Origin of the sequence: Cohnella abietis, from assembly GCF_004295585.1 — a bacterium.
Taxonomy (GTDB): domain Bacteria; phylum Bacillota; class Bacilli; order Paenibacillales; family Paenibacillaceae; genus Cohnella; species Cohnella abietis.
In genome coordinates this window covers 6,989,846-7,013,865 of record NZ_AP019400.1, presented here as the reverse complement: position 1 = coordinate 7,013,865, position 24,020 = coordinate 6,989,846, and the positions used below count along the sequence as shown (strand labels likewise).

The following is a 24,020-nucleotide window of genomic DNA, read 5'->3' as shown; positions in this document are numbered from 1 at the left end:
TCAATTCTTGTTATGCCTGCGAATAAAGTCGCGACCCCATTGCCATAGGACGCCAATAACAAGCAGGAAAGCGACGGCCAGCCCAGAGAATGTAACGACAAAAGCAATCCATTGGTAGGCGGAGTATTTCATAAGGAACGACCAATTGAAGCTGCCATCCAAATCCTCGATAACGAGGTTCATCCCGTAAATGCCACTTATGACTGTATAGATTGTCAGAATGGTAAGCAGATAGCTAGATTGCTTGGAGGTTCTCGTTTCTTGATACTTGTACAAATCATTCAGTGTCTGCTTCACATCTTCGAACAGCTCGTCGTTACCATAAACGTTGCGAAGCTGGTGAAAAATCTCCCTACCTTGCGTTTGAGCAACGATCTCTACGAAGTAATATTTGGCCGAAAAACAAGTAATATCGCGGATTAAATCCTGAGTATGCTCCTGTTTGCGTTCTAGCTGAACCTGGGAATAAGCAATGGACAGCTTCAACAGAACGATTCGATGAAACAGGTTCAACATCAGCCCATAGTAGTACTCCCCGTACATTTGATTGGCTAAGCGGTTAGAGTTCTCTTTTTTCTCACGGGTAAGGCATATGAAGTTGGTTTCGTCGGTTAAATAATAGGTGTTCGGTGCCCAGCGGTCATATTCGAATTTGTCGCAGTAGTGCTCCATGTAAGGGATATGACTCGCGCCCACCCTTGCATTGCCCAGCAGATCTATTCCATCCAAGCGTCCGGCACGATAACGGTGCAGAACGGTAATATCGCAATCCTCTGGTAATGAGCAGAAACCAATAACGAACATCCTCTCATCCATAAAAAAGGGAAGCTTCTCGAAATGAGCACCTTCCATAGGGCTACGATCTATAAACGCAAGCACGCGTGGAGTCACCACTTGAAATACAAAATCCTCAACTTCGTTGTAGGAGCAGCCGTTACACTCGATGACAGTGTTGAGATCCAGCTTGTTCGTATCCTGAAGATGGCGCATCCGATCTCCGAATTCCAATGCTTGACTATAGGCTACTTTCTGATCCGGATTAATTTCCGTACGTATCGTTAAAAAGCCGGTATTGAAGGGGCACAGAACAATGTCGACGGAATACACTGTGAACTCGAGATGAAGCTGCGTGGAATGGAGTGTGGCTTTAATGTTCAAAGCTTTGGTCAATCTGCGAAAGGCTTCAGGATCCTCGCGGTTAGGGAATAGGACATGGTTGGTGAACGGTAAATAGTACCTCTCCATATCCCGATGGGATATACGGTTATTTGGTCCATAGAATCGATTTTCCATACCCCGGTCACCCAGACGAAATGGGACATACTCCTCCGTAACCAGGCTTTCCCTCATCTGATCTTGGCAATTCTTTTCTAGCGAGAAAGGGAATATAAACTGAAATATGGCCTTATGGAGTAAAGGGTCCTCGCTCTGGGCTATGATCATATGGGCTATCTCCTCCTATGTATAGTCTCTCCAAAGTATTCTTAAGGAACATACACAAATTTTGAAACAATTTCCTAAAAAAGAATTAACAAATTTTCCAAATACCCGTTGACAGTGTTCGGGGCACGATGGTAAAGTGACAAATATACTTTGATGAACGGAAAGGAGGGTTACCGACATGAGAAACGTATTCCAGAGTGGCGGCAATAATGTGCCGTTTAGCGGATCAACTGCTCGATATAGACGTAACCCTCTCGCGAATAACTGCTGACGGCTAGAGAAGAAGAAATCTCTAGATTATCAGGGGTAAGGCGCATGGTTACGGTGACGTAATCGTGCGCCTTTTTTATCGGATGCGAGAACTGTACGGTCTATGGCCGGATTCAGAAATTGCATGCGAAGAGGATGGTTAAATCATCCTCTGGGGCGTATCGCTTACAGCGGTATGCCTTTTTTGTTCTTCATTATAGAGAGGTGTGAACACATAGATATGTTTACTGTACTTAGAAAATTAAGCTGGTTTTTCCGGATGCACTGGAAACGATATTCTGTCGCGGTCTTCATTCTGATTATCGTAGGGATTATGGAAATTATCCCACCGAGGCTGATTGGAGTAGCTATTGATGGGATCCAGCAGGAGACAATGACACCGGGTAAGCTGACCGAGCTGCTCGTATTCTGGGGAGGGTTGACCGTCGTTGCATATGGACTGACGTATGTTTGGCTCTATCAGCTGTTCGGGGGTGCATTTGTACTCGAGCGGTTGCTGAGGTCACGTCTTATGCGGCATCTGCTGAAAATGAACCCAACATTCTACGAACGTAATCGAACGGGAGACTTGATGGCTCGGGCGACGAACGATCTAGGAGCGGTGTCTGTTACGGCAGGCTTTGGTATATTGACGCTTATTGATTCGACGTTGTTCATGCTGACAATTCTAGTTATGATGGCGGGGTTCATTAGTTGGGAGCTTACTCTGGCGTCCTTACTGCCACTTCCCATTATGGCCTTGCTCATGCAGCATTACGGCAAAAAAATTCACGACCGTTTCATGAAGGCTCAGGATGCATTCGGTGGATTAAACGATCAGGTGCTGGAGTCAGTATCGGGTGTCCGTGTCATACGGGCTTTTGTCCAAGAGGAGGCGGACCGCAAGCGGTTCAGCGATTCCACAGACAATGTTTTCTCCAAAAATATCGCGGTTGCTAAGATTGACGCCTTATTCGAGCCAACGTTAAAAATCCTAGTAGGCCTAAGCTATCTAATCGGTCTATGTTATGGCGCGGTACTTGTGTCTAAGGGTAGCATCACCCTAGGAGAGATGGTTACATTTAACATGTTCCTCGGAATGCTCATATGGCCTATGTTCGCCCTTGGGGAACTGATCAATATTATGCAACGGGGTAATGCTTCGTTAGACCGGATTAATGAGACGTTAGGGGTCAAAGAGGACGTGAAGGATGCGGAAGATCCCGTTGCCTTGGACGTTCCAGAATCAATCGCATTCGATCAGGTTACTTTCCGATATCCTTCCTCAACAATTGATAATCTGATCGATATTTCGTTATCTCTTCATAGAGGGCAAACACTCGGTATCGTTGGAAGAACCGGAAGCGGTAAAACAACGTTACTAAAGCAGCTATTGCGTGAGTATCCAATGGGTAAGGGCAGCTTGACGGTAGGCGGTGTTCCGTTAACGGAGCTAGAGCTTAATCGCTTGCGTGGCTGGATTGGTTACGTTCCACAGCAGCCGATTCTGTTCAGTAAAACCATTCGAGAAAACATCTGGTTCGGAACAACGGATGAAAATGGGGACGAAGCACGCTTGAACAAGGCGCTTGAGCTAGCCTCGTTCCGTAAAGATGTGGCATTCCTGCCAGAAGGCTTGGAGACGCTAGTCGGAGAGAAGGGCGTAGCGCTATCCGGTGGGCAGAAGCAACGGGTTAGTATCGCTAGGGCGGTTATCGCTGATCCTGAAATTCTCATGCTTGATGATGCGCTCTCAGCAGTAGATGCGAAGACGGAAACGGAAATTCTAGAAGGAATTCGCACCGAGCGCGCTGGCAAAACAACGATTATTACAACGCACAGGCTAACAGCTGTTCAGCATGCGGATTGGATCGTCGTTCTTGACGAAGGTCGCATAACGGAAGAGGGCACGCATGAGCAGCTTATAGAGCTCGGCGGCTGGTACAAGGAACAGTATGATAGACAGCAGCTTGCTTCCGTCGTGGAAGCTTAATCGGAAGAGAAGAAAAGTAGGTGACAGCAATTATGGTGAGTAACAGCAAACGGTTATTACAGTACGCAATGAATTACAAAAAACCAATTATACTTGCGCTTGTACTGCTCTTGCTTGCAGTAGGTGTTGAGCTAGTGGGTCCTTTCATAGCCAAGCGGATGATAGATACTAACATTATGGGCATTGAGAAGCCATGGTATGAGACGAAGCAGAATGAGAAGTATGCCGTCGCTTATAAGGACGGATGGTACAAGAGAGAGGACCACTGGTCGGCTGGAGAGGAAAAGGGACGCGAGGTTCGTGTTCTGCAATCAGGCAAATCGTATTATTTCGTCGATGCGCCCGGTATTCCGAATAGAGGGAAGCGAACATTCGACAATGGTCAATTTTCGGTAGAGAGGGAAGATGGGAGCAAGCAGCTATTTCCCGCGGCTAAGCTGACGAAGGGCGATACTTATGAATTTTATAAGCCTGAATTTCGTAGTATCCTTATGCTGGCGATAAGCTATATCGGCTTGCTGTTGATTGGAGCTGTTCTTGCATACTGGCAGAAGCTGCTGCTGCAGGTGTCGGCGAACCGAATCGTTCGCAAAATGCGTAATGACGTCTTTCGGCACATTCAACGCTTACCTGTCCAGTATTTCGATAACTTACCTGCAGGTAAAGTTGTAGCCCGGGTAACGAATGACACGGAAGCTATTCGAGAGCTGTACGTTTCCGTTCTAGCTAATTTTTTCTCAGGGATTGTTTATATTACCGCCATTATTGGTGCCTTGTTCTTACTGGATACGAAGCTTGCGTTGATCGCATTGCCGTTCGTTCCTATTCTTTACGCATGGATTGTCATTTACCGGAAGTTCGCGGCCAAGTACAACCATGTCATTCGAACACGTCTTAGTGACATTAACGGGATGATCAACGAATCCATCCAAGGAATGCCGATCATCCAAGCGTTCCGCAAAGAGAAGGAAACGATGGTTGAGTTCCATGAGATGAACGACGAGTACTTTAAGTATCAGACTAAGCTGCTTACTTTGAATTCTGTTACCTCGCATAATCTAGTTAATGTGCTGAGGAGCGCACTGTTCGTCGCAGTTATCTGGTTGTTCGCGGGAGATATGCTAGGGACGGCGGTTACCGTCGGGGTTCTGTATGCATTCATCGACTATATGAACAGGATGATGAGTCCTATTGTCGGGATAGTGAATCAGCTGTCCAACCTGGAGGTAGCTAGAGTGTCGGCGGAGCGGGTGTTCTCATTGCTCAACGAGCCGGGAGTCGAGGTTTCTGACAATCGGATGACGCGTTACAAGGGTAATGTAAGTTTTGAGGATGTTTCGTTCGCTTATAAGCCGGGCGAGGATGTGCTTAAGAACATTACTTTCCATGCGAAGCAAGGCGAGACCGTTGCTCTAGTTGGGCATACCGGTTCGGGTAAAAGCTCAATCCTGAACCTATTGTTCCGGTTTTATGATATTGAGAGAGGAGCCATTTCCATTGATGGCCTCAATATAAGTGATATACCGAAGCAGCAGCTGCGCCAGCATATGGGTATCGTGCTTCAGGACCCGTTCCTGTTTACGGGAACGATAGCTACGAACGTTAGCTTGGACGATCCATCTATTTCCCGGGGAAAGGTGGAGCAGGCACTGCGCGACGTTGGAGCTTACGATATGTTCATGCAGCTTCCGGGTGGCTTGGATGAGCCAGTTATTGAGAAGGGGAGCACGCTGTCGGCAGGGCAGCGCCAGCTGATCTCGTTCGCGCGTGCGCTCGCGTTCGATCCGGCGATTCTGATCCTAGATGAAGCGACAGCTAGCATTGATACAGAGACAGAAGCGATTATCCAAGGCGCGCTCGATGTACTTAAGCGGGGGCGCACAACGTTCGTTATCGCCCACAGGCTGTCGACGATACGTGCGGCGGATCAGATTCTGGTGCTCGACCGTGGTCAAATCACCGAGCGTGGCAACCACGATGAGCTAATGGAGCAAGGCGGCAAGTACTTTGCCATGTACCAGCTTCAGCTGGGCGTCGCGGAGAGTGTAGCTTAATGGAGTTGGGGAGAACTGGTGGGAATTTCCGCTTGTTCTCCCTTTTTTTTGTTGCCCGGGGTGTGCTGAGCTGAACTAGCCGGAACCATTGAGCCAACTAAAGCGACTTAACTGAACAGACCCAACCAACAAAACAGACCCAACCAACAAAACAGACCCGACCAACAAGACAGACCCAACCAACAAGACAGACCCAACCAACAAGACCCAACCCACCAAACCCACCAAACCCACCAACCCACCAAACCCACCAAACCCACCAAACCCACCAAACCCACCAAACCCACCAACCCACCAAACCCACCAAACCCACCAAACCCACCAACCCACCAAACCCACCAAACCCACCAAACCCACCAAACCCACCAAACCACCAAACCCACCAAACCACCAAACAGACCAACTAACCGGGCCAATCCGAACCTATCCAAACCTATGCGAACCTATGCGAACCAACACAGTCCGAGCATTATCTATGATTTTATGGTTACAGTCCCCAGATGGGCAATCGGAGAATTAACTATAAATAGTATGGTTACAGCGCGCCAAGCCTGGAGATTCAGCACATTAGCCATAAATAGTATGGTTACAGCACCCCCAGATGGGCCAATCGGCGAATTAACTATAAATAGTATGGTTACAGCGCCCCAAGTCGGGAGATTCAGCGGATTAGCCATAAATAGTATGGTTACAGTCCCCAGATGGGCCAATCGGAGAATTAACTATAAATAGTATGGTTACAGCGGCCCAAGCCTGGAGATTCAGCGCATTAGCCATAAATAGTATGGTTACAGCACCCCCAGATGGGCCAATCGGAGAATTAACTATAAATAGTACAGCGGTCTGAGCCGGGAGATTCGGCGCAATAGCTATAAATTGTATGGTTACAGCACCCCGAAATGGGGCAATCGACGAATTAACTATAAAATCTATGGTTACAGCACCCCACGCATCTCGGAACTCCACCAACTATGTCTTTAGATCTCTCAGCCCCACCAGTTGGTTTGAGAATTAAACATTTTGTATAATGGCTATATTGAGGCATAAAAAGTTACGGCAGACGGGAAGTGGGCTAGTTATGGGTACGAGCAGAGGAATTATTGGAATAGATATCGGGACGACGAGTACGAAGAGTGTTATTTTCAGCATGGAGGGAATTAGTCTCGGTAGCTCCTCTGTGGAATATCCTTTGCTGCAGGAGCAGCCGGGATGGGCAGAGCAAGAGCCGGATAGCATTGTGCAGGCAGTTGTACAGAGTGTTAAGGGAGCCTTGGTTCAAAGTGGGCTAAATAGTGGAGATATTGCTGGCGTGGGAATAAGCTCTGCGATGCATTCTTTAATCGCAGTGGATGCGGGCGGGCGACCACTTACGAGGAGCATCACATGGGCGGATAGTAGAAGCGAGCTTGAGGCTCGGCGTATTCGTGAGCAGCTAGAGGGAATGGCTATCTATCGTCGGACAGGCACTCCGATCCATCCCATGTCACCATTGCCTAAGCTGATATGGCTAAGGGAAAATCGTCCTGACGTGTGGGAGAAAGCGGATAAGTTCGTATCTGTTAAGGAATATGTTCTGTACCAGCTGTTCGGCGAATGGGTTGTGGATCATTCCGTAGCTTCGGCGACCGGCTTATTGGCACTGGATAAGCTGGATTGGGATGAGCAGGCATTAGCAATTGCCGGAATCGGCAAAACTAAGCTCTCGACATTGCAAGCAGGTACATATAGATTGCAAGGCATAGCTACCCATTATGCGGAGCAGATGGGACTGGAAACCAGCACTCCATTCTTTCTTGGGGCAAGTGATGGTGCGTTAGCGAATCTAGGCGTAGGTGCAGTCGGAGCTGGAGAAATAGCAGTAACTATCGGGACAAGTGCAGCCGTACGAATGATGGCAAACAAACCGTTAACCGATGAGCAGCAGCGTACTTTCTGTTACCATGTGGCAGATTCATCCTACATTATTGGAGGAGCTACGAATAACGGGGGGCTAGTGCTCCAATGGCTTCGGGAATACCTGTTCGCAGGGCAAAAATCAGTAGAAGAGCTACTTGAGGCTGCCGCCAAGGTTGCTCCAGGAGCGGGTGGACTTTTATTTTTACCTTTTTTAACTGGGGAACGGGCACCTATCTATAATGCAGAAGCGAGAGGCACATATTTCGGCGTTAACCTGCGGCATAAGCAAGAGCATTTTGTTCGCTCGGGACTAGAGGGTGTTATGTTAGCTATTTTGTCAGTTGCTGAGGTTTTGGTGGACTTGGCAGGGCCGGCTCGTGAGATTCGGGCATCGGGCGGGTTCGCCAAATCGCCGCTGTGGCTACAGATGCTGGCAGACATACTGGGACAGGAAGTATTAGTTCCTCGAGTGACGGAGGCTTCTGCGCTTGGTGCTGCTGTGTTGGCCATGCAAGGATTAGGAGAAGTCAATGACTGGAGCCACATTAAACAGTGGACACCAATCGTAAAAAGGTTAGAGCCAAACTCGCACAACACAGAAATTTACCGTGAGCTATTCGGCATTTATCAGCAGTTGAACGGGCAGTTGCCAGAGCATTTCGCCGCGATTGCAGAATTCCAACGGAAGCATTGATCGCTCGGTACAATCTTTTGACGTCGGCCTGCGATAGCTACGCTTACTACCTAATTTATATCTTTAAAATTAATCAGTGATAATAATTCTCAATGTTGGCTACAATACAAAGGTATAAAGCGAAAGGCACCCCCGACGGATGCCTTTGCCTTATTAGCTAGCGGATACTTTAGATTTTCGATTCAAACGTTTTGCAATCTGTTTCTTCCGACTGGGAAGCTTGCTTGTTGCGATTGTTAACGACATAGATCGAAGAGGCATTGCATGCATTACCTGGCGCCCAATACTTGCAGGAATTCACTTCGCATAGTACATCCTTAGCCATAGCTCATCTCACCTCCTGTCACTAGGATGGTCGAAGGTGATCGCTTTATACGTGCAGATACCTGCAAACTTCTCGAAAAGAGGAGATTGCGGGTGTTTTTGCGTTATTCAGAATGTATAAGTTTCACCATATCCATTTCTGAATAACCTCCGACATAAACGTTGAACGCCGTGAAAGGACGGCGTCAGCTGTTTATACTTGGTTGCTTCAGAAATCTTTTTGCCTATATGAGGGATGGTTCAAAGGAAAACTTTGTTATACGTAGAATAAAGAGAAGACAGCGAAAAATGTTGATTCCTGTATGAATTGGTCAAAGGGTAGGAGATTATTCGGCTCTTTAGCTACAGAGAGGGGCAAGAAACATCATGGCAATTGTAGAAGTTGTTAAATTTGATGGTCCTGCGGACGTGTTCGCATGGAAATATCCCAATTCAGAATTGGGCACCTGGACACAGTTAATTGTGAATGAAACCCAAGAGGCGATTCTGTTCAAAGGTGGAAAAGCGTTAGATTTATTCGGAGCGGGTAGGCATACACTGAGCACGGCGAACATTCCGGTATTACAAAATGTGGTGAATTTGCCGTTCGGCGGGCGTTCTCCTTTTACAGCGGAAGTGTGGTATGTCAACAAAATTAGCTCCCTGGATGTCAAATGGGGAACATCTACACCGCTGCAGCTTCAGGATCCTAAATATCAAATTATCGTTTCTGTACGCTCTTTCGGGCAGTTCGGCTTACAGATAGAAGACTCACGTAAATTCCTTTTGAAATTAATTGGGACACTTCCGGTGTTTGATAAGGAAGCGATGATTAAGCATTTTCGCGGAGTGTTAATGATGAATATTAAGGAGCTGATCTCATCTTATCTGATTTTCAAGAAGATCAGCATTCTGGAGATCAATGCTTATATTTCAGAAATATCCAAGCATATCGAAGAACGCATAGGGCCTGTTTTCTTGGACTACGGGATTCGGATTCTGAATTTCTTTGTTGATTCCATTAATGTACCGGATGACGATCCAGCAACTGTGAGGCTGAAGGAAGCTCTCGCCAAGAAAGCGGAGATGGATATTCTCGGTTACACTTACCAGCAAGAGCGCACCTTCGACACGCTTGAGGGGGCAGCAAGGAATGAAGGTAGTGGCAGTGCAAATGTGATGGGTGCTGGAATCGGCTTAGGTATGGGCTTCGGTATTGGAGGCTCCGTCGGTAATCAGATGGCGGGATTGACTAGTCAAATGAACACAGCTCCTTCTATTAATAATAAGGCTTGTCCGAAATGCCAGACGGTGACCACCCAGGAAGCGCAATTCTGCATTTCATGTGGTCATAGCTACAAATCAGCTTCGACAGCTACCCAGGCAGCGGAGTCGGAATGCAATGCTTGTGGCAAGATGTTTCCTGTAGGCGCTAAGTTCTGTCTCCATTGCGGTGATCCTAACAATGCTTGCGAGAAATGCGGAGCGGACAATGCCCAAGATGCCGCAAGCTGTGCGAAGTGTGGTCATCATTTTGGTGGCACCCCTTGCCGCAATTGTGGAGAGCAGGTAGATCCTGCGGGCAAGTTCTGTATGAATTGTGGGACTAGCGTGTCGCTAAAATGTGGACAGTGTCAGCATGAGGTGAAGCCTGGTCAGAAGTTCTGCTTGGAATGCGGCAATAAGTTGATAGAGTAGGAGGTGCACAATGGATAAACAACGGGATTATGCGCGTATTGTAACTTTCATTTATGTTCTTGCTTTATTGGTGACACTGGCAGTCGTTTTCTTAATCGGATTACCTTTTGCAAGAACAAGTCATACATGGATATCTCTCGGAACTTTGATTTTGGCCGAAACCTTTATTTACGGAATCGTGGTTCATTATCTCTCGAATGGTAATCGAGCTAGCAGATTAATACCGGGGTATCTCGCATTGGGGACAATTGCCGGTCTGTACTTCATTGCTGTAGTTATTTTTATAGTTGTATTTTCGCTAGCCGCAGATGTATCTACTTACTCCTATTCACTATTACATGTGATTGCTCTTGGGGTTATGGGAATCGCAGCGGGGTTGGTGGCTCTCTATTATAGAAATGCGGAGAGTGATGACGAGAAAATCATTTCTCAGGTCCAATGGGTATCGGCTATGCGTTCAGAGCTGCTCTCAATCAAGCAACAGCTCGAGGGCTGTAAGCATGAGGCAGAATACGGCTTAGTCAAAAAGATAGCGGAATTAGATGAAAAGGTTCGGTTCAGTGATCCAGCCTCTCATCCTTCGCTAGTAATGACAGAGCAAAACCTTCTTCAGCAGGCTAGGCAGTTAGCGAGTGAGGTGAGCACATTCGTAAAAGCATCGGACAAGGATTCGGAAGCTCAAGCCTCGGAGAAGCTCAGGGATCAAATTCGGGATATTAGGAATGTCATATCAACTAGAAATCAACAGCTTATTCAACTGAAATGATCAGAGAGTAGAGAGGGATCCAATTGACTATAGACAAGCCCAAGATTCATGGTGCATTTATTCTTCTAGGAATGGTTTTATTTTTCCCGGTGGGGATTGTGCTGCTGCTAGTTCGGTTCGTGACTCATTATAAGTATAATCATCTCAGAGCAAATGATTATATGCTAGTCGGGCATGCCTTCATTACGTTCTATGCATTTATTGCTTTTATTGTCATGTTGGCTTCAGAAACCACTTCAGATGTGGTAGCTTTACTTATCGTTTTCGGTATTCTTATTGGCGTTCCAGCAATCATTTTCTACATTGTCGGTGCAAGAAGAAAGAAAAAGATGGCGAACCTGTATAATCTGTATTATCACCTGACAACGGCTCAAGGGATTGATGCGATCGACCGGATAGCAGAGCTAACAGGGGAAAAACCGCGAAATGTTACGCAGGATATTAGTTACATGATTGTTTCTGGAAGGCTTACGGATGCAAGATTGGACCCGACGGCTCAGCTCGTTATTATGGGTAACCGCACCGCAAAGGGGCAGGAAAATCCAAATCCAGTGGGCGGACCTGCGACGAGAGAACAAATCATTATGACGGATCAGGTGGCAGCGGCAAGGGCAGGAGCAGGAGCTTCCTCCCAGCCAGCTCCGAAGATGGTTACATGCTCCGGCTGTGGGTCGAGCAGTAAAGTCATTCCGGGACAGCGGCAGGATTGCGAATTTTGCGGGAATAGCTTGTTTATTCCTTCTTAAAAGAGCCTGTGTAGAAGCTTTATCGAAAGTATGTGGATGGGAAACCCGCGTGGCCTTCTTCTTAGGCTATAGCGGGTTTTGGTCTTTTAGGTGGTTATCCACAGTGTATAAGTCACTCCGTATCCATTGCTGGATAACCTCCGACATAAACTTTTTGTGGGTATCCTAGTGGGCGGCGAAAGTTGTTTATGCTTGGAATATGACGAACATTACATTTCATCTGCTCGAATGTGGTAGGATAGAGGGTAATGGCAAAAGAATCGGATAAGTTTGATGGGTTTGGTTTGGAGCCAACAAGGGTTTGGAATATAGGATGGAGTGAATCAGGTGACGGATTTTTTGAGTTTAGGCGTGTCAGAGGGCCGGGTTGCAATACTGAAAGAGATGGGGATTGTAACGCCGACGCCAGTGCAGGAGGAAACTATTCCGATTGTAACAGCAGGCCATGATGTTATTAGCCAAGCGCAGACGGGCACGGGGAAAACGTTAGCTTTCGTACTGCCAATGCTAGATAAGATCAGAACGGACGTGTCTCAAGTACAGGGTTTGATCGTAACACCTACTCGTGAGCTTGCGATACAGATTACGGCTGAGATTAAGAAGCTGCTTACGCGGGAAGATGGAATTAGAGTGCTGGCGGTGTATGGCGGTCAGGACGTTGAAGCCCAACTGCATAAGCTGCAAGGCTCAATGCACATTATTATTGCGACGCCGGGCAGACTGCTTGACCATCTAGGTCGGGGAACGATTTCGTTAGCTGGCGTAAAAATGCTAGTGTTAGATGAAGCGGATCAGATGCTGCACATGGGCTTCCTGAAGGAAGTTGAGGAGATTCTTCGTCATACGCCATACAAGAAGCAGGCTATGCTGTTCTCAGCTACGATGCCAGCTTCAATCCGCGAGATGGCGGGACGGATTTTGCGCAGTCCACAGCATGTTACCGTAAAAAGCGAGCGCGTAACCGTTAAAGCTATCCGCCAATGGGCGGTAGAAACGTCCGATCGTGAGAAGCAAGCAACTTTAGTTAAGCTGCTTGAGGAGACTCAGCCGTATTTGAGCATTATTTTCGTCCGGACGAAGCGTCGGGCTGCGGTATTAAACGAAGCACTACAGGAGATGGGCTATTCTTCTGATGAGCTGCATGGAGACTTGTCCCAAGCGAAGCGGGAGCAGGTTATGAAGCGGTTCCGTGATGCGAGGCTACAGCTATTGATTGCTACAGATATTGCTGCGCGTGGGTTGGACGTTGAGGGTGTCACTCACGTGTTTAACTATGATATTCCAATGGATGTGGAGAGCTATATTCATCGAATCGGCCGGACAGGTCGTGCGGGTGAGAAGGGGCTTGCGATCACATTAGTTGCGCCGAAGGATCGCCGGGAGCTGGGGGATATCGAGGACGGTATTCAGATGGCGATGGAACGCAGAAGTGAGGAAGGCAGACCTCTTGGCGGCGGTGGATTGGAAGGTCCTCGCAACAGTGGGGGTCTTGGACGGAATGGAACAGGCGGACAATCTTCGCGTAGAAGCAGTGCGGGTCAGGCGAAGGGTCGAAGCATTAGCGGCAGCAAAGCTCGCAGTGGCGAGAAGTCGTATGGAGCAGGTAGCCGCGGAGGAGATAAGAGACGCGGTGCTCCAGTTGCGAAGCCAGGCGCGGGTAACCGTTCCAGCACAGGCGAGTGGGTAGATCGTGGCCAAAGCCGTGATGCGGTGAACGCTGGCCGTCCAGGTAGATCTGTTGCAACGGAATCAGCTTCAGATGAGGCAACTGGATTCACGTTCCACGATCGTGGGTCGGACGGTAATAGAGGCGGAGCTGGATCTGGGCGTAAGGCTCCAGCAGCAGGCGGTCGCGGAGGTTTTGGTCGCTCGTCTGGAGCGAGTGGATCTGGACGCTCGGGCGGTTTCGGTAGTGAGCGCAAGTCTTCGGATGCGCGTGGCGGTTTTGGCCGTTCATCGGGCGCCGGAGCTGGCTTCGGTCGCTCGGATGATCGCGGAGCAAGTCGCCCGAGTGCAGGCGGCGGCTCGAGCAGGCGGAATTCCGCTGAGCGTGCATCGGAACGGGCTGCTGAACGTGCGGCGGAATTCGCAAGTAATGAGCGTAAGGGCGAGGGTCGCGGCGGTTACGGTGGACGGTCGAGCACTAGCGGAGGCGCAGGTGCTGGCAGGAAGCCGGAACAACGTAGCGGCGGAAGCAGCTTCGGCGGTGGACGGTCGTCTGGACCTAAGAGTGGTGGTTTTGGCGGAAGCAGCGGCGGGTTTAAAGGGTCTAAGGGACCATCCGGCGGTGGCGGACGCGGAGGACGCGGCTCATCTCGCAGTAGATAAACAAGCTAGCTAAGTGTAGGTGGTGCCTTGGCTCGTATAGTAGGCACTATTAGATAGAAAAGTCTCCAAGTTCCCGAGGAAGCTAGCGGGCTTGGAGACTTTTTGATTTTTTAGAGAGGACAAGTCGTTTGTCGGGTTTTTGGTTAGGTTGGGGTTGTGGTACGATAAGCTTAACAAGATGAGATGAAGCAGGAGCTGAATGATGTAATGGCAGGCAACGGAAAAATTCGCAGCGACGTTAAGCCAGGGCTTGAAGTCGATATTGTATTAAAGCAGGATCAACGAACGGGTAAAACAACTCGTGGAATCGTGAAGGATTTATTGACCAATTCACCTCAGCATCCGCACGGAATAAAGGTTAGACTGCAGGATGGACAAGTTGGTCGAGTTCAGAACATTGTTAGTGGGGGAACTGTCTAATGCAGATTCAGATCGTCTGCGTGGGTAAGCTTAAGGAGAAGTATTGGGTAGGGGCAATCGAGGAATACTCCAAGCGTCTCGGTTCCTATGCACGACTTGATATCCGAGAGTTGCCTGATGAGAAGACACCGGACTCCATGAGCCCAGCAGAAGAAGAGCAAGTAAAAGCTCGCGAAGGCGAGCGCATCCTTGCAGCACTGAAACCGGATGCCCATGTTGTTGCTCTCGCAATTGATGGTGAGACATGGACAAGCGAGCAGCTCGCGGCGAACATGGAACGCCAAGCCACCTATGGAGGCGGCTCCATCTCCTTCGTCATCGGCGGGTCACTCGGCTTATCGTCCGCCGTACTCGCGCGTGCCGACAAGAAGCTTAGCTTCGGTCGCATGACCTACCCGCACCAGCTGATGCGGGTTCTTCTTCTTGAGCAGGTTTACCGGGCTTTTAAGATTAATCGGGGGGAACCTTACCATAAGTGACGGCGAAAAATTAAGTGAAAAAGTTCGCTTCGCCATACATTCGCCCTGTTCCTGGCCGTTGTGATGAAAGATAATTCACATAGAAGTAGTTACCGGCAAGACGAAGCTGAAACTAATTTATTTGAGAGATGTATATTCTACTAGGTGGTATCGAGATGAAAAAAACAATTGAAAATAAAAAAGAACTTGAAGCAATGGAATATGAACTGAGGATTTCACTTATATCAAGCTTTATTATGTCATTTGGAATTGATGATTTATTTATAGAAGATCCAGATTTAGGAATGAAGAAATTTTTTGAACTTTGGAAAGAATATCGACCAGATTTTGATTATGATAATGATATTTTTATTGGTGTAAACGATGTAGCGAAAGAAATTGGTGAGTTCAAACTGGTACTTAATCAGTGTGATGATGCTTTTATGGAAATGTATTTGTATCAGGCGGTTTCAATTTTTGAAAATATGCTAAATGATTTTTATCATGATGAGTTAATGCTGAAATACGATTTTTCAGGAACTAAGGTTAATGCAATAATAACATCTTTAAGCACAATCGATAAAGTTGATTGGTTTCTGCAGATGACCATTGGTAAGAGTTATGTAGGAGAGCATGGATGGAGTGTAATTAAACCATTTATAGATGCTAGAAACTTCTTTATTCACTATAAACCAGACTTATTGGGGCGGTTAGGAGGGATTGCTTTCCAAGCGCGAGCATAGGTGTCGTTGACGCACTCGTCCGAGTCCTCTTTACTTGCGAGAACATTCATCGCGATTTTATGGCAGTACCTCCCATATACAAGGGTAGTCTCATAGATTGCCTTCTCCGAACGCTCCCAATATAGGTTTATTATGTACTCGTCGCTCACACTGTTCCTCCCCTCAGTGTCCGTTTGAAGACCCTTCACTTATAAAGACCGAAAAATTCTTCTCAGGTTGCTGCACGTTTAATCACGTATTTTCCAAAACGCACGAAACAACGTTTAGATGTTCTTCTAACTCTTTCACCATGTCACATGATAGATATCGACATTACCTAACACCATATTCACACATCGGGGCATTCACCTTCATTACGCTAACGGCAAGGGAACTGTTTGAATAGTGGAGAAAGATGCTATAGAGATATTGGTATGATTGAGGTGCGGGGAAAGGTTCGCAATCACAAACGTTGTGGACTTTTAACGAACTTATGTTATCCGAAAACTCCGGTAAATCAATAGGCCATTAAAGAGTAGAAAGTAGAAAATACTTTGGGGGTCATGCTTTTTTGAACAAATATATATACTTATCACTAATTATTCTTTTGCATGCTGGTTGGCTATTTTGGCTGATCCATGATACTCAATGGCATAGGAATATTCATGATCATATCGAAAATCTTTCACCTGGGGCTATTGCAAGCATACCTACTGAGTATAAGTTAAGTAAGGGCCTGTTTTATGGATTTACTTTTGGAATAATAATGATACATGGACTGTTCATTGGGAAATCAAAGTGTAAGCCCTTAACCAAGTTATTAATTGAAATTATCTCTATATTGTTTTTACCAATTTTAATTTTTGCTTTGCTTTTGATAGATACAGTTTGACTATTTAGTCTCATATAACCGCCCAATTACTCGAAGCAGATGGTTACTTCACAGCACTATATGCATACATTGACTATTCAGCCCTCGCCCGTTAAAGGAGGAATTGGAGACAAAGGATCACAATGGCTAAGGAGAACTATACAATGACTATGCCGACAAAAGCACAGATTTTTGAACATTGGATGGAGTGGCTTGATAGGAGGGGGATTGACTGGGGAGAGCCATGTTGTTGGGCTTGCAAACACGATTTTAACGTTAAGTATGATTTGATCAAGCCAAGTGCTACACGTGAAGATATAATAAAGAATTGGGAGAGGGCACCTCTTCCTCTCAACAGATCGCATCCGCTGAGGTAGAAATGAATAAAGAAGAGGAACCCTGTACTGATTAACTAGACTACCCTCCGGTTTTTTCATCGAAATTATACATAAACGTACTATTTAGCACATGGAAAAGAACTCCTTTAAGAAGGAAATACAAGAATTTTGTAGAATATTAGGTGATGGATAAAAATTCCCCCGTTTCTTTCTTTATACAAGGAGTGAATGAAATGAGAGCAAATAGGATTGCAATGATATGGATCACGATTTTTTTGCTGGTATTCATGATGCTGCAGGGAACTCAGAGAACTGCTTTGGCCTCGGGGTGGTCAACGGCTTGGAACGTGGCGGGTCCTGGAACAACAAGCATTATTCCCAATCATGATAATAATGGTTTCTTGTTCAAATACAATTTGCAGGATCAATCCGTATGGTACGGTCAATCATGGACGATAAGCTCGATAGCAACTGAATCAAATACATTTGAATTCGATTGGCATTATTCCGGCATGCATGCCTGGTATATGACACAGGCGAAATTAACCGCATTTGTTACTCATGCGGATGGTTCTACAGACTCTACTAATCTTTATCGTCCTGCCGATGTGAGTGGAGGTTTTGACGTCAGCGGCAATTCTTCTTTAAGTGTAAATCAAGGAGATGAATTTGGATTTATTATCTACGGGAGTAACTTTGATTCTAATGACTTATTAAGTGGAAGTCTGGAGATTAATTATTTGTCACAGAGTGACAACAGTTTGTTAAGCCTGCTGCTTTCCAGCGGCACACTGAGCCCGAGCTTCGAGCCTATGATTACCAGCTATACGGCTAGCGTTAACAACAGTGTGGACAGCCTAACCGCGACACCTGTGCTATACAACACAAAAGCTACTGTCACAATTAACGGAAGTGCAGCAACGAGCGGCCAACCAAGCCAAGCAGTCACGCTCCAAATTGGTGATAATCCGATTGACGTCGTTGTGACAGCGCAGAACGGGGCGACAAATACATACACAGTCCATGTAACAAGGGCGGCAAACGTATATACACCACCGGTGCCCAGCGGTGACGATACTTTATCGGGTTTGATACTCTCCAGCGGTACGCTGAGTCCGACCTTCACGCCTCTGATTACCAACTACACGGTTATGGTCGCAAACAGTGTGAACAGCTTGAATGTGACACCTGTGCTGTCCAGCACAAAAGCTACTGTCACGATTAACGGAAGTGCAGTAACGAGCGATCAGCCAAGCGAAGCGATCGGTCTTACCGTAGGTTCCAACGTCATTCCTATCGTCGTGACGGCAGAGGACGGCACGAGCAAGACGTATCGGGTTACCGTGACGCGCGATGCACAGACAGGACTACCGGGCGATGACGGCTCCGTCGGGCCAAGCTTCAAGCCTGTTACATCGGATAATGGTCAGTTATCGATTCCGAAAGGTCAGGCAGGCGAGGTAAGCTTGCGGAATGAAGTCAAGGTCATTATACCCGCGGATTCTTCCGCCAAAGATTTTAATATTACGATAGAGAAACTGTTGGATACTCAAAATCTGCTTAGCTCTAAAGAAGTTCTAGTCAGTCCGATCTTCGAAATTTTGAAAAGCTTCTCGGAAAATTTCAATCGGCCGGTAACGTTAACCTTCGCGTTCGATCCGTCAAGCTTGATCGGCGACCAGAAGCCAGTGGTATTCTATTATGACGAGACGAAAAAAGTATGGGTAGAAGTTGGCGGCGTAGTAGACGGCGCACAAATCGTCGTGAATGTAAATCATTTTACGAAATACGCAGTGTTCGCCGTCAGGGGGACCCCGGAAGCACCAACGACCGATACGGGCTTGAAAATCAGTGATATTTCCGGTCACTGGGCAGAAGCCCATATTAAGAAAGCATTGGACGAAGGGATCGTCACTGGTTATCCCGACGGCACATTCAAGCCGAATCATTCCATTACGCTAGCCGAATTCGTCGTTATGCTGGCGAACGCGTTAAAGCTTCAAGGAAATGGAGCGCAGTTAACTTTCGCGGATTCAAACAAGATCGGCGCATGGGCACGGAAAGCCGTCTCGTTAGCGGTGGATAAGGGCATCATCATTGGTTATCATGATGGGAGCTTCCGTCCGAACACAGAGATTACCCGAGCGGAGATGGCGGTCATGATCGCTAAAGCGCTGGGTAAATCGGGCGACGCGAACGCTGCAACCGGCTTCGCCGACGAGCGGGATATCGCCCCGTGGGCCAGGGGCAGCGTGGCTTACCTGAAAAAAGCGGGAATCGTAAACGGGAATGGCGGTAACCGCTTCGCGCCGCAAGATCATGCAACAAGAGCCGAGGCTGTGGCGATTCTGTTGAACATACTGGCGCTAAAGAACAAGTAAGATTTGATCTAAACTAAGCGGTTCCTAAGAATAGGAAACAATTCACAGAGGACACCCAATTGGGTGTCCTCGATTTCGCTATATAGATGATACGGTGAACCTTACCATAAGTAGCGGCAAGTTTAATCTAACAGTAAAAAAATGACGACTACACAAAAAGGAAATGCATATTTTTTACTGAATAGTGTAAAATAAATTAGAGAGGGGAGTGACCTTTGATGTTACGAAGAATAACTATGAACAATTTTCGCTCATTTAAAACGAAGACTACAGTTGACCTAACTGCAACAGGATACAAAGTATTATCAAACACAAATGTATATAATAATACAGTGAAAGGAACTTTCTTTGTAGGTGCTAATGCATCAGGTAAAACAAATACAATTATTGCGTTAAAAGTGTTATTTGACCTACTATTTGCTGAAAGAAAAGTGAACGTGGGAATGCAAAGATGTCTATTTTCATCTGAAGCATCATTTAGCTTAGAGTATGAATTTGAATTTTCCAACACTGCGATTAAGTACTATATTGAGTATACGGCGGATAAGAAAAGTTTTGTAGAAACCTTATCTATTCAAGATGAGGTTGTCTTAAATCGAATTGGACAGAGCGCTAAATCAGAAATAACAGAAAACAAGTTGTATGATGATATTGATGCAAATACATTGCTTCTACGTGAAATATATTTCAATACTAAGTTTAGAAATCAGGATGTATTAAAGGAATGGTTTGATTTCCTAATGAATTCGGTTTACATGGATGGGTATAGGGAGACTATCTTTTCTCCAGGAAAATTAGACTTAGATATTGAAGAATACCTAGAAAGCCAAGGAGCAGACGAAATTAATAGCTTCTTTAAACAATTTAATTTTAATCAAAGAATTGAATATTCAAATTCAAGTTCAGGTAACATAACAAAGATAGAGTCTCTTGAGGAAAAGGATATATTTTTCAAACGCGAAGGGGTTGGAGAACCTATACCATTTCCTTTGGAATCGCTAGGGAATCAGAAGTTGTTACGATTATTGCCAGCCTTCTTTCATGTGGTTAAAAATGGAGGAATGTTAATTGTTGACGAGTTCAGCAGTGGTCTTCATAATTTTTTAGAAGAACTACTTATCAAGTACTTTATGAAGAACTCAAAGAACTCTCAACTCTTCATAGTGTCTCATTCTACGAATTTACTTTCTAATACACTTTTAAGACCAGATCAGATATATGCTGTAAGTTTTAATGGTATTGAAGGTAGTACACTAAAAAGATTTTCAACTGAACAGCCACGAGTGGCCCAAAATCTTGAGAAGATGTACACGAGCGGGGTATTTGGAGGAATTCCAGATTACAGAGATGATGCAGTTGATTAAAGTCAATAGGGATAAAAACATAGGGAAAGTGTTGCTAATTGTAGAAGGTTTGAGTACTGAGTTTTACTTACTGCATAGAATATTTACTCGGATTTTCAATTATCAATTTGAAAAGCTAGATCGTATGCTTAAGTATGGAAAGTTCAACGAACAAGAAGGAATTCAATCTTCAGTATTTGTTATAAATACTAAAGAATCTGCAATCTCATTTATTAAAGATACCGACGAGTTTTTGGAGTCTATGTTTGAGAAACTAATTGAAGAATATCAATTTCCAGTTGACCGTGCTGCAATTTTTTATATATTTGATAGAGATGTTAATTCAAATACTGACACTGTATTAATAAGAGACTTATTAAGGTCTTTGAGTAGTTCAAGAGAAAATAATGGGTTTAACAGACAGGGCTTATTATTACTAAGCTATCCGAGTGTAGAAAGTTTTGTTGCTTCTAATTTCATTGAAAATACCTTTAATTTATCATTTGGAACAGGTGATGAACTTAAAAGATATTTAAATGATCAAAAGATAAACCAATGTAAGATTACAGAGGAATCTATTAAATCAGCAGTTATAGAAATGGATTATGCATTGAAACAAGTAGGTGTAACCGAGTACAATCTAGATCATTTTTCAGACACAAATTTATTTATTTTCAATACACAAGAAGAAAAGTACATACTTTATCAGAATTATAGGCTCTTAAGTCTATTATGTGTAATTTTACTGGACTTAGGATTAATTGAAGTCATAGATTCGGAGTAAGAGGTTTATTAATAGGGATAAAACATGCCGTTATAGACAGCACGGTGAACCTTACCATAAGTGACGGCGAAAAATTGGTTGTTGGTATGCCGAGGAATGTTGGTGGGATTGTGGAATAAAGTGAGTTTTAACCTCTACGACCTTTGGGTTAAGGGGTTTTTTGCTTTGGAAAGGGAGAAATATTGATCCATATATTTCCATGATATGATATCATAAATTGACTAGGGATTATTGCGATTTTAGGAATGAAAGTAAAACAGGGGTATTTACGAAGTTCGTGAATAATGCGTTATGTGAAATAATCACGGTGAAAGAAGGGAACATAACTGAAATATAAAAAACCATCTGGATATTTTGGGTTCACTCGAATCTCCAGTAATGGCGAAGAAGTAAAGTCAGAATTCAACGAAGTATCTTTATCATCCAATAAAGAAGAGATAGAATGGTACTCTTGTCATCGATTCTGCTATCAGATGATTAAGTCTGGTGCAAACATTAATGAAGTTATACAAAATGAAGAGAATAATTTTGATTTCACATTGAAAGTTCCAAATGGCACTATTTATTTGGAACTTACAGAAGTAGTAATAAATAAAAAAGGACAGTCTCCTTATAGTTCTCAGAAAATTAGGGCCAGTGATACCGGAATAAAATTGATTTATTATTTCCTATCTGTACAGTCAAACCAACGCATCGCGGTCGCTTACGTGACGATAGGGAGTTATCCGCACCAACTGATGCATGTGCTCTGCTGTAGCAGTGTATCGGGCAATTAGATTAATTGGGGGAACAGTGCCATAAGTGACGGCTAAATTTTTCAAATTAACCGCTTGCTGGGCGTGGAATGATGCCTCCGAGAGAAGGTGGGGGGTGTGCCACCCAGGGGAAAGAACGTTGCGCAGGCGAGCTTGTTACGGTTTGTTTGGGGACAAATCAAAGGGAGCATCTTGTATAAGTTCGGATTCGAGTAAAGCATAGAGGAGGAGCGGGATAGTTTCAAACTTGACTTCGGTGAACGGTTAGTAAGAGATTATGGAGACTAGCCCCGCTGCTTCGGTTTTCTTGTTTTCTGGCATTAGTTCGGTAAGCTCGACGTTGCAGATCTGAACTACAAAACGCAAGTCTCTTGGAAGCCCGGAATGCCGCCGCGCGGCACACTTAGGTACGAGCTGATACAATTAATCAAGTTTAAAAGATGTCAGTAGCATCAACGGTTTTGTGGAGGTAGGAGGGTAAGCGGTGAAGCTTAGAGGGACTATTACAGAACAAGCGTACAGAAGAGAATTACAAGCATCAAGAGTTCGTCTTTTCGACGATATATCTATGCGAAGGTTTTTGGACATTATCCAAGATAGCTTTCCAGCAATGAAGACAGCGTACATTTTATACTGGACGCCTGAACAGGGGGAAGATATTATCAGTTTTCTTGTGGATACGCATTCAGTTATCAAAATTGAATTAGATCGTTACGATGATAAAATAGCTCCGATAGTAGATGTGTATCCAATAGAGAATTTGCTTAGAGGGCGTAGTAAAACGAATCAGATTAAAATAGCCGTAGCATTGGAGTTAGCGAAGAACGATCTGAATAGTTGAAAGCAGACTATGGTGAACGACAGCTGAATTAATGAAATTAGGTTGCCGATTACTTCGGTGGCATATTATTCATGTTAAGGCTTAATGGCAGTTCGTCAATCGGGTGTAGAATCTTGACTATGATACACGGCAGAACATTTTTCGCCGATAGACCCGTTAAGCTGAACCGTATCATAAGTAAGCACAAAGTCATCTTTAATTGAAGCGTCAAAGAACAGTTCAATGTCCTTGACGCTTCTCTCATCGGGATTGTTTCCAACATTTACAGTGATCTTGTTTATAATAGAGTGAAGCAAATCTTTTTGTTTCACTGGTTCAACCTTTGTTATTACCGTTGAGAAGCCCGTTAAAACTTGGTGTATCTGCTTAAAGGAAACCTCTTTTATAATTGGTTTATTGAGTTCATACTCTGTATCCTTCTTCTTTTCAATCAGCATTTTCTTTTCATTTTCCGAACCCAACTTCTCTACTACAGATGAAGGGGGATTGTCTGTGGTCACAATCACGTCAATTAACCTCTTAATGTTTTTCTCAATATTAAGAAGTTGCCCCTGAATATAATCAAGCTGATCTTGCCGGGGTTGTTTTAGTGTTTTGACCTTACCGTTTACATTATCTACAATTTTCCCTAAGAGATCAGGATTGGATGTTATCTGTTCGATTCTCTTAAAGACGAAGGCTATTGTTTCATCTGCCTTTACCAAGTTGGTCTTACACACAGCAGAGCCTTTAGAGCGTAATGCCGCACATTGATAATAACTGATATATTCACCTGTTGAGTTTTTAGTTCTGTGTCCAATCATACCTTGTCCGCACATTGGACAACGCAATAGGGTCGTAAGCGGGAAGTGACCGTGAAAGGTCTTTGTTGGCTTGTGAGATTTCATTTCATTCATTGATTTGGCTTTCTCCCAGACAGCCAGATCAATTATACGTT

General features: G+C 45.1%; 19 protein-coding genes. 15 read left to right on the top strand and 4 right to left on the bottom strand.

What is annotated here, in order from left to right; all coding sequences use genetic code 11:
- Positions 1-1,293 (bottom strand): hypothetical protein, encoded by a 1,293-nt coding sequence (locus KCTCHS21_RS30470; RefSeq protein WP_162309415.1) that lies wholly within the window; start codon positions 1,291-1,293, stop codon positions 1-3.
- A 640-nt stretch (positions 1,294-1,933) separates the two neighbouring features.
- On the opposite strand from KCTCHS21_RS30470, the gene KCTCHS21_RS30465 reads away from it, so the two are divergent.
- A complete protein-coding gene (locus KCTCHS21_RS30465; protein ID WP_130616231.1) occupies positions 1,934-3,685 on the top strand; it encodes an ABC transporter ATP-binding protein in 1,752 nt (583 codons plus the stop codon).
- A gap of 32 nt (positions 3,686-3,717) precedes the next feature.
- Positions 3,718-5,739, top strand: coding sequence for an ABC transporter ATP-binding protein (locus tag KCTCHS21_RS30460; RefSeq protein WP_130616819.1), 2,022 nt, complete (start codon positions 3,718-3,720; stop codon positions 5,737-5,739).
- Positions 5,740-5,814: 75 nt separating this feature from the next.
- On the opposite strand, the gene KCTCHS21_RS31445 is transcribed toward KCTCHS21_RS30460, so the two are convergent.
- The gene (locus KCTCHS21_RS31445) at positions 5,815-6,069 is read right to left on the bottom strand and encodes a hypothetical protein (protein WP_170211449.1); all 255 of its coding nucleotides are present in this window, start codon (positions 6,067-6,069) and stop codon (positions 5,815-5,817) included.
- Positions 6,070-6,817: 748 nt separating this feature from the next.
- On the opposite strand from KCTCHS21_RS31445, the gene KCTCHS21_RS30450 reads away from it, so the two are divergent.
- A complete protein-coding gene (locus tag KCTCHS21_RS30450; RefSeq protein WP_130616230.1) occupies positions 6,818-8,329 on the top strand; it encodes a gluconokinase in 1,512 nt (503 codons plus the stop codon).
- Positions 8,330-8,498: 169 nt separating this feature from the next.
- On the opposite strand, the gene KCTCHS21_RS30445 is transcribed toward KCTCHS21_RS30450, so the two are convergent.
- Positions 8,499-8,654, bottom strand: coding sequence for a DUF1540 domain-containing protein (locus tag KCTCHS21_RS30445; protein WP_130616229.1), 156 nt, complete (start codon positions 8,652-8,654; stop codon positions 8,499-8,501).
- Between the two features lie 365 nt (positions 8,655-9,019).
- On the opposite strand from KCTCHS21_RS30445, the gene KCTCHS21_RS30440 reads away from it, so the two are divergent.
- The 12 genes from KCTCHS21_RS30440 (at position 9,020) to KCTCHS21_RS30380 (ending at position 23,083) form a co-directional block, all read left to right on the top strand.
- Positions 9,020-10,330 (top strand): SPFH domain-containing protein, encoded by a 1,311-nt coding sequence (locus tag KCTCHS21_RS30440; protein ID WP_130616228.1) that lies wholly within the window; start codon positions 9,020-9,022, stop codon positions 10,328-10,330.
- 10 nt (positions 10,331-10,340) lie between these two features.
- Positions 10,341-11,096, top strand: a complete 756-nt coding sequence (locus tag KCTCHS21_RS30435; protein ID WP_130616227.1) for a hypothetical protein — start codon at positions 10,341-10,343, stop codon at positions 11,094-11,096.
- 23 nt (positions 11,097-11,119) lie between these two features.
- Complete coding sequence (locus tag KCTCHS21_RS30430; RefSeq protein ID WP_130616226.1) at positions 11,120-11,842, top strand: phage holin family protein; 723 nt, start codon at positions 11,120-11,122, stop codon at positions 11,840-11,842.
- Between the two features lie 384 nt (positions 11,843-12,226).
- Positions 12,227-14,170 (top strand): DEAD/DEAH box helicase, encoded by a 1,944-nt coding sequence (locus tag KCTCHS21_RS30425; RefSeq protein WP_130616817.1) that lies wholly within the window; start codon positions 12,227-12,229, stop codon positions 14,168-14,170.
- Positions 14,171-14,377: 207 nt separating this feature from the next.
- Complete coding sequence (locus tag KCTCHS21_RS30420) at positions 14,378-14,590, top strand: YwbE family protein (protein WP_130616815.1); 213 nt, start codon at positions 14,378-14,380, stop codon at positions 14,588-14,590.
- Positions 14,590-15,069 carry a 23S rRNA (pseudouridine(1915)-N(3))-methyltransferase RlmH gene (gene rlmH, locus KCTCHS21_RS30415; protein ID WP_130616225.1) on the top strand — a complete coding sequence of 160 codons (480 nt, stop codon included), beginning with the start codon at positions 14,590-14,592 and terminating at the stop codon, positions 15,067-15,069. The genes KCTCHS21_RS30420 and rlmH overlap by 1 nt, the downstream gene beginning before the upstream one ends.
- 155 nt (positions 15,070-15,224) lie before the next feature.
- The gene (locus KCTCHS21_RS30410) at positions 15,225-15,791 is read left to right on the top strand and encodes a hypothetical protein (RefSeq protein WP_130616224.1); all 567 of its coding nucleotides are present in this window, start codon (positions 15,225-15,227) and stop codon (positions 15,789-15,791) included.
- A 550-nt stretch (positions 15,792-16,341) separates the two neighbouring features.
- On the top strand, positions 16,342-16,662 hold the full coding sequence (locus KCTCHS21_RS30400; protein ID WP_130616222.1) for a hypothetical protein: 321 nt from the start codon (positions 16,342-16,344) through the stop codon (positions 16,660-16,662).
- 550 nt (positions 16,663-17,212) lie between these two features.
- A complete protein-coding gene (locus KCTCHS21_RS30395; protein ID WP_162309414.1) occupies positions 17,213-19,360 on the top strand; it encodes an S-layer homology domain-containing protein in 2,148 nt (715 codons plus the stop codon).
- A 236-nt stretch (positions 19,361-19,596) separates the two neighbouring features.
- Positions 19,597-20,724: an AAA family ATPase gene (locus KCTCHS21_RS30390; protein ID WP_232058011.1), complete on the top strand. Its 1,128-nt coding sequence runs from the start codon at positions 19,597-19,599 to the stop codon at positions 20,722-20,724.
- Positions 20,717-21,487, top strand: a complete 771-nt coding sequence (locus KCTCHS21_RS30385) for a hypothetical protein (protein ID WP_145989005.1) — start codon at positions 20,717-20,719, stop codon at positions 21,485-21,487. The genes KCTCHS21_RS30390 and KCTCHS21_RS30385 overlap by 8 nt, the downstream gene beginning before the upstream one ends.
- Before the next feature lie 1,239 nt (positions 21,488-22,726).
- Positions 22,727-23,083, top strand: a complete 357-nt coding sequence (locus KCTCHS21_RS30380; protein WP_130616218.1) for a hypothetical protein — start codon at positions 22,727-22,729, stop codon at positions 23,081-23,083.
- Between the two features lie 95 nt (positions 23,084-23,178).
- Here the strand turns inward: KCTCHS21_RS30380 and KCTCHS21_RS30375 are convergent, their stop codons facing one another.
- Positions 23,179-23,979, bottom strand: a complete 801-nt coding sequence (locus tag KCTCHS21_RS30375; RefSeq protein ID WP_130616217.1) for a recombinase zinc ribbon domain-containing protein — start codon at positions 23,977-23,979, stop codon at positions 23,179-23,181.
- Between the last annotated feature and the right edge of the window lie 41 nt (positions 23,980-24,020).

Bases quoted from the DNA above. Each gene is read 5' to 3' on its own strand.
- KCTCHS21_RS30470 (WP_162309415.1), bottom strand. From the start codon at position 1,293: ATGGAAAATCGATTCTATGGACCAAATAACCGTATATCCCATCGGGAT.
- KCTCHS21_RS30465 (WP_130616231.1), top strand. From the start codon at position 1,934: ATGTTTACTGTACTTAGAAAATTAAGCTGGTTTTTCCGGATGCACTGG.
- KCTCHS21_RS30460 (WP_130616819.1), top strand. From the start codon at position 3,718: ATGGTGAGTAACAGCAAACGGTTATTACAGTACGCAATGAATTACAAA.
- KCTCHS21_RS30450 (WP_130616230.1), top strand. From the start codon at position 6,818: ATGGGTACGAGCAGAGGAATTATTGGAATAGATATCGGGACGACGAGT.
- KCTCHS21_RS30445 (WP_130616229.1), bottom strand. From the start codon at position 8,654: ATGGCTAAGGATGTACTATGCGAAGTGAATTCCTGCAAGTATTGGGCG.
- KCTCHS21_RS30440 (WP_130616228.1), top strand. From the start codon at position 9,020: ATGGCAATTGTAGAAGTTGTTAAATTTGATGGTCCTGCGGACGTGTTC.
- KCTCHS21_RS30435 (WP_130616227.1), top strand. From the start codon at position 10,341: ATGGATAAACAACGGGATTATGCGCGTATTGTAACTTTCATTTATGTT.
- KCTCHS21_RS30425 (WP_130616817.1), top strand. From the start codon at position 12,227: ATGGGGATTGTAACGCCGACGCCAGTGCAGGAGGAAACTATTCCGATT.
- KCTCHS21_RS30420 (WP_130616815.1), top strand. From the start codon at position 14,378: ATGGCAGGCAACGGAAAAATTCGCAGCGACGTTAAGCCAGGGCTTGAA.
- rlmH (WP_130616225.1), top strand. From the start codon at position 14,590: ATGCAGATTCAGATCGTCTGCGTGGGTAAGCTTAAGGAGAAGTATTGG.
- KCTCHS21_RS30410 (WP_130616224.1), top strand. From the start codon at position 15,225: ATGAAAAAAACAATTGAAAATAAAAAAGAACTTGAAGCAATGGAATAT.
- KCTCHS21_RS30395 (WP_162309414.1), top strand. From the start codon at position 17,213: ATGAGAGCAAATAGGATTGCAATGATATGGATCACGATTTTTTTGCTG.
- KCTCHS21_RS30390 (WP_232058011.1), top strand. From the start codon at position 19,597: ATGAACAATTTTCGCTCATTTAAAACGAAGACTACAGTTGACCTAACT.
- KCTCHS21_RS30375 (WP_130616217.1), bottom strand. From the start codon at position 23,979: ATGAATGAAATGAAATCTCACAAGCCAACAAAGACCTTTCACGGTCAC.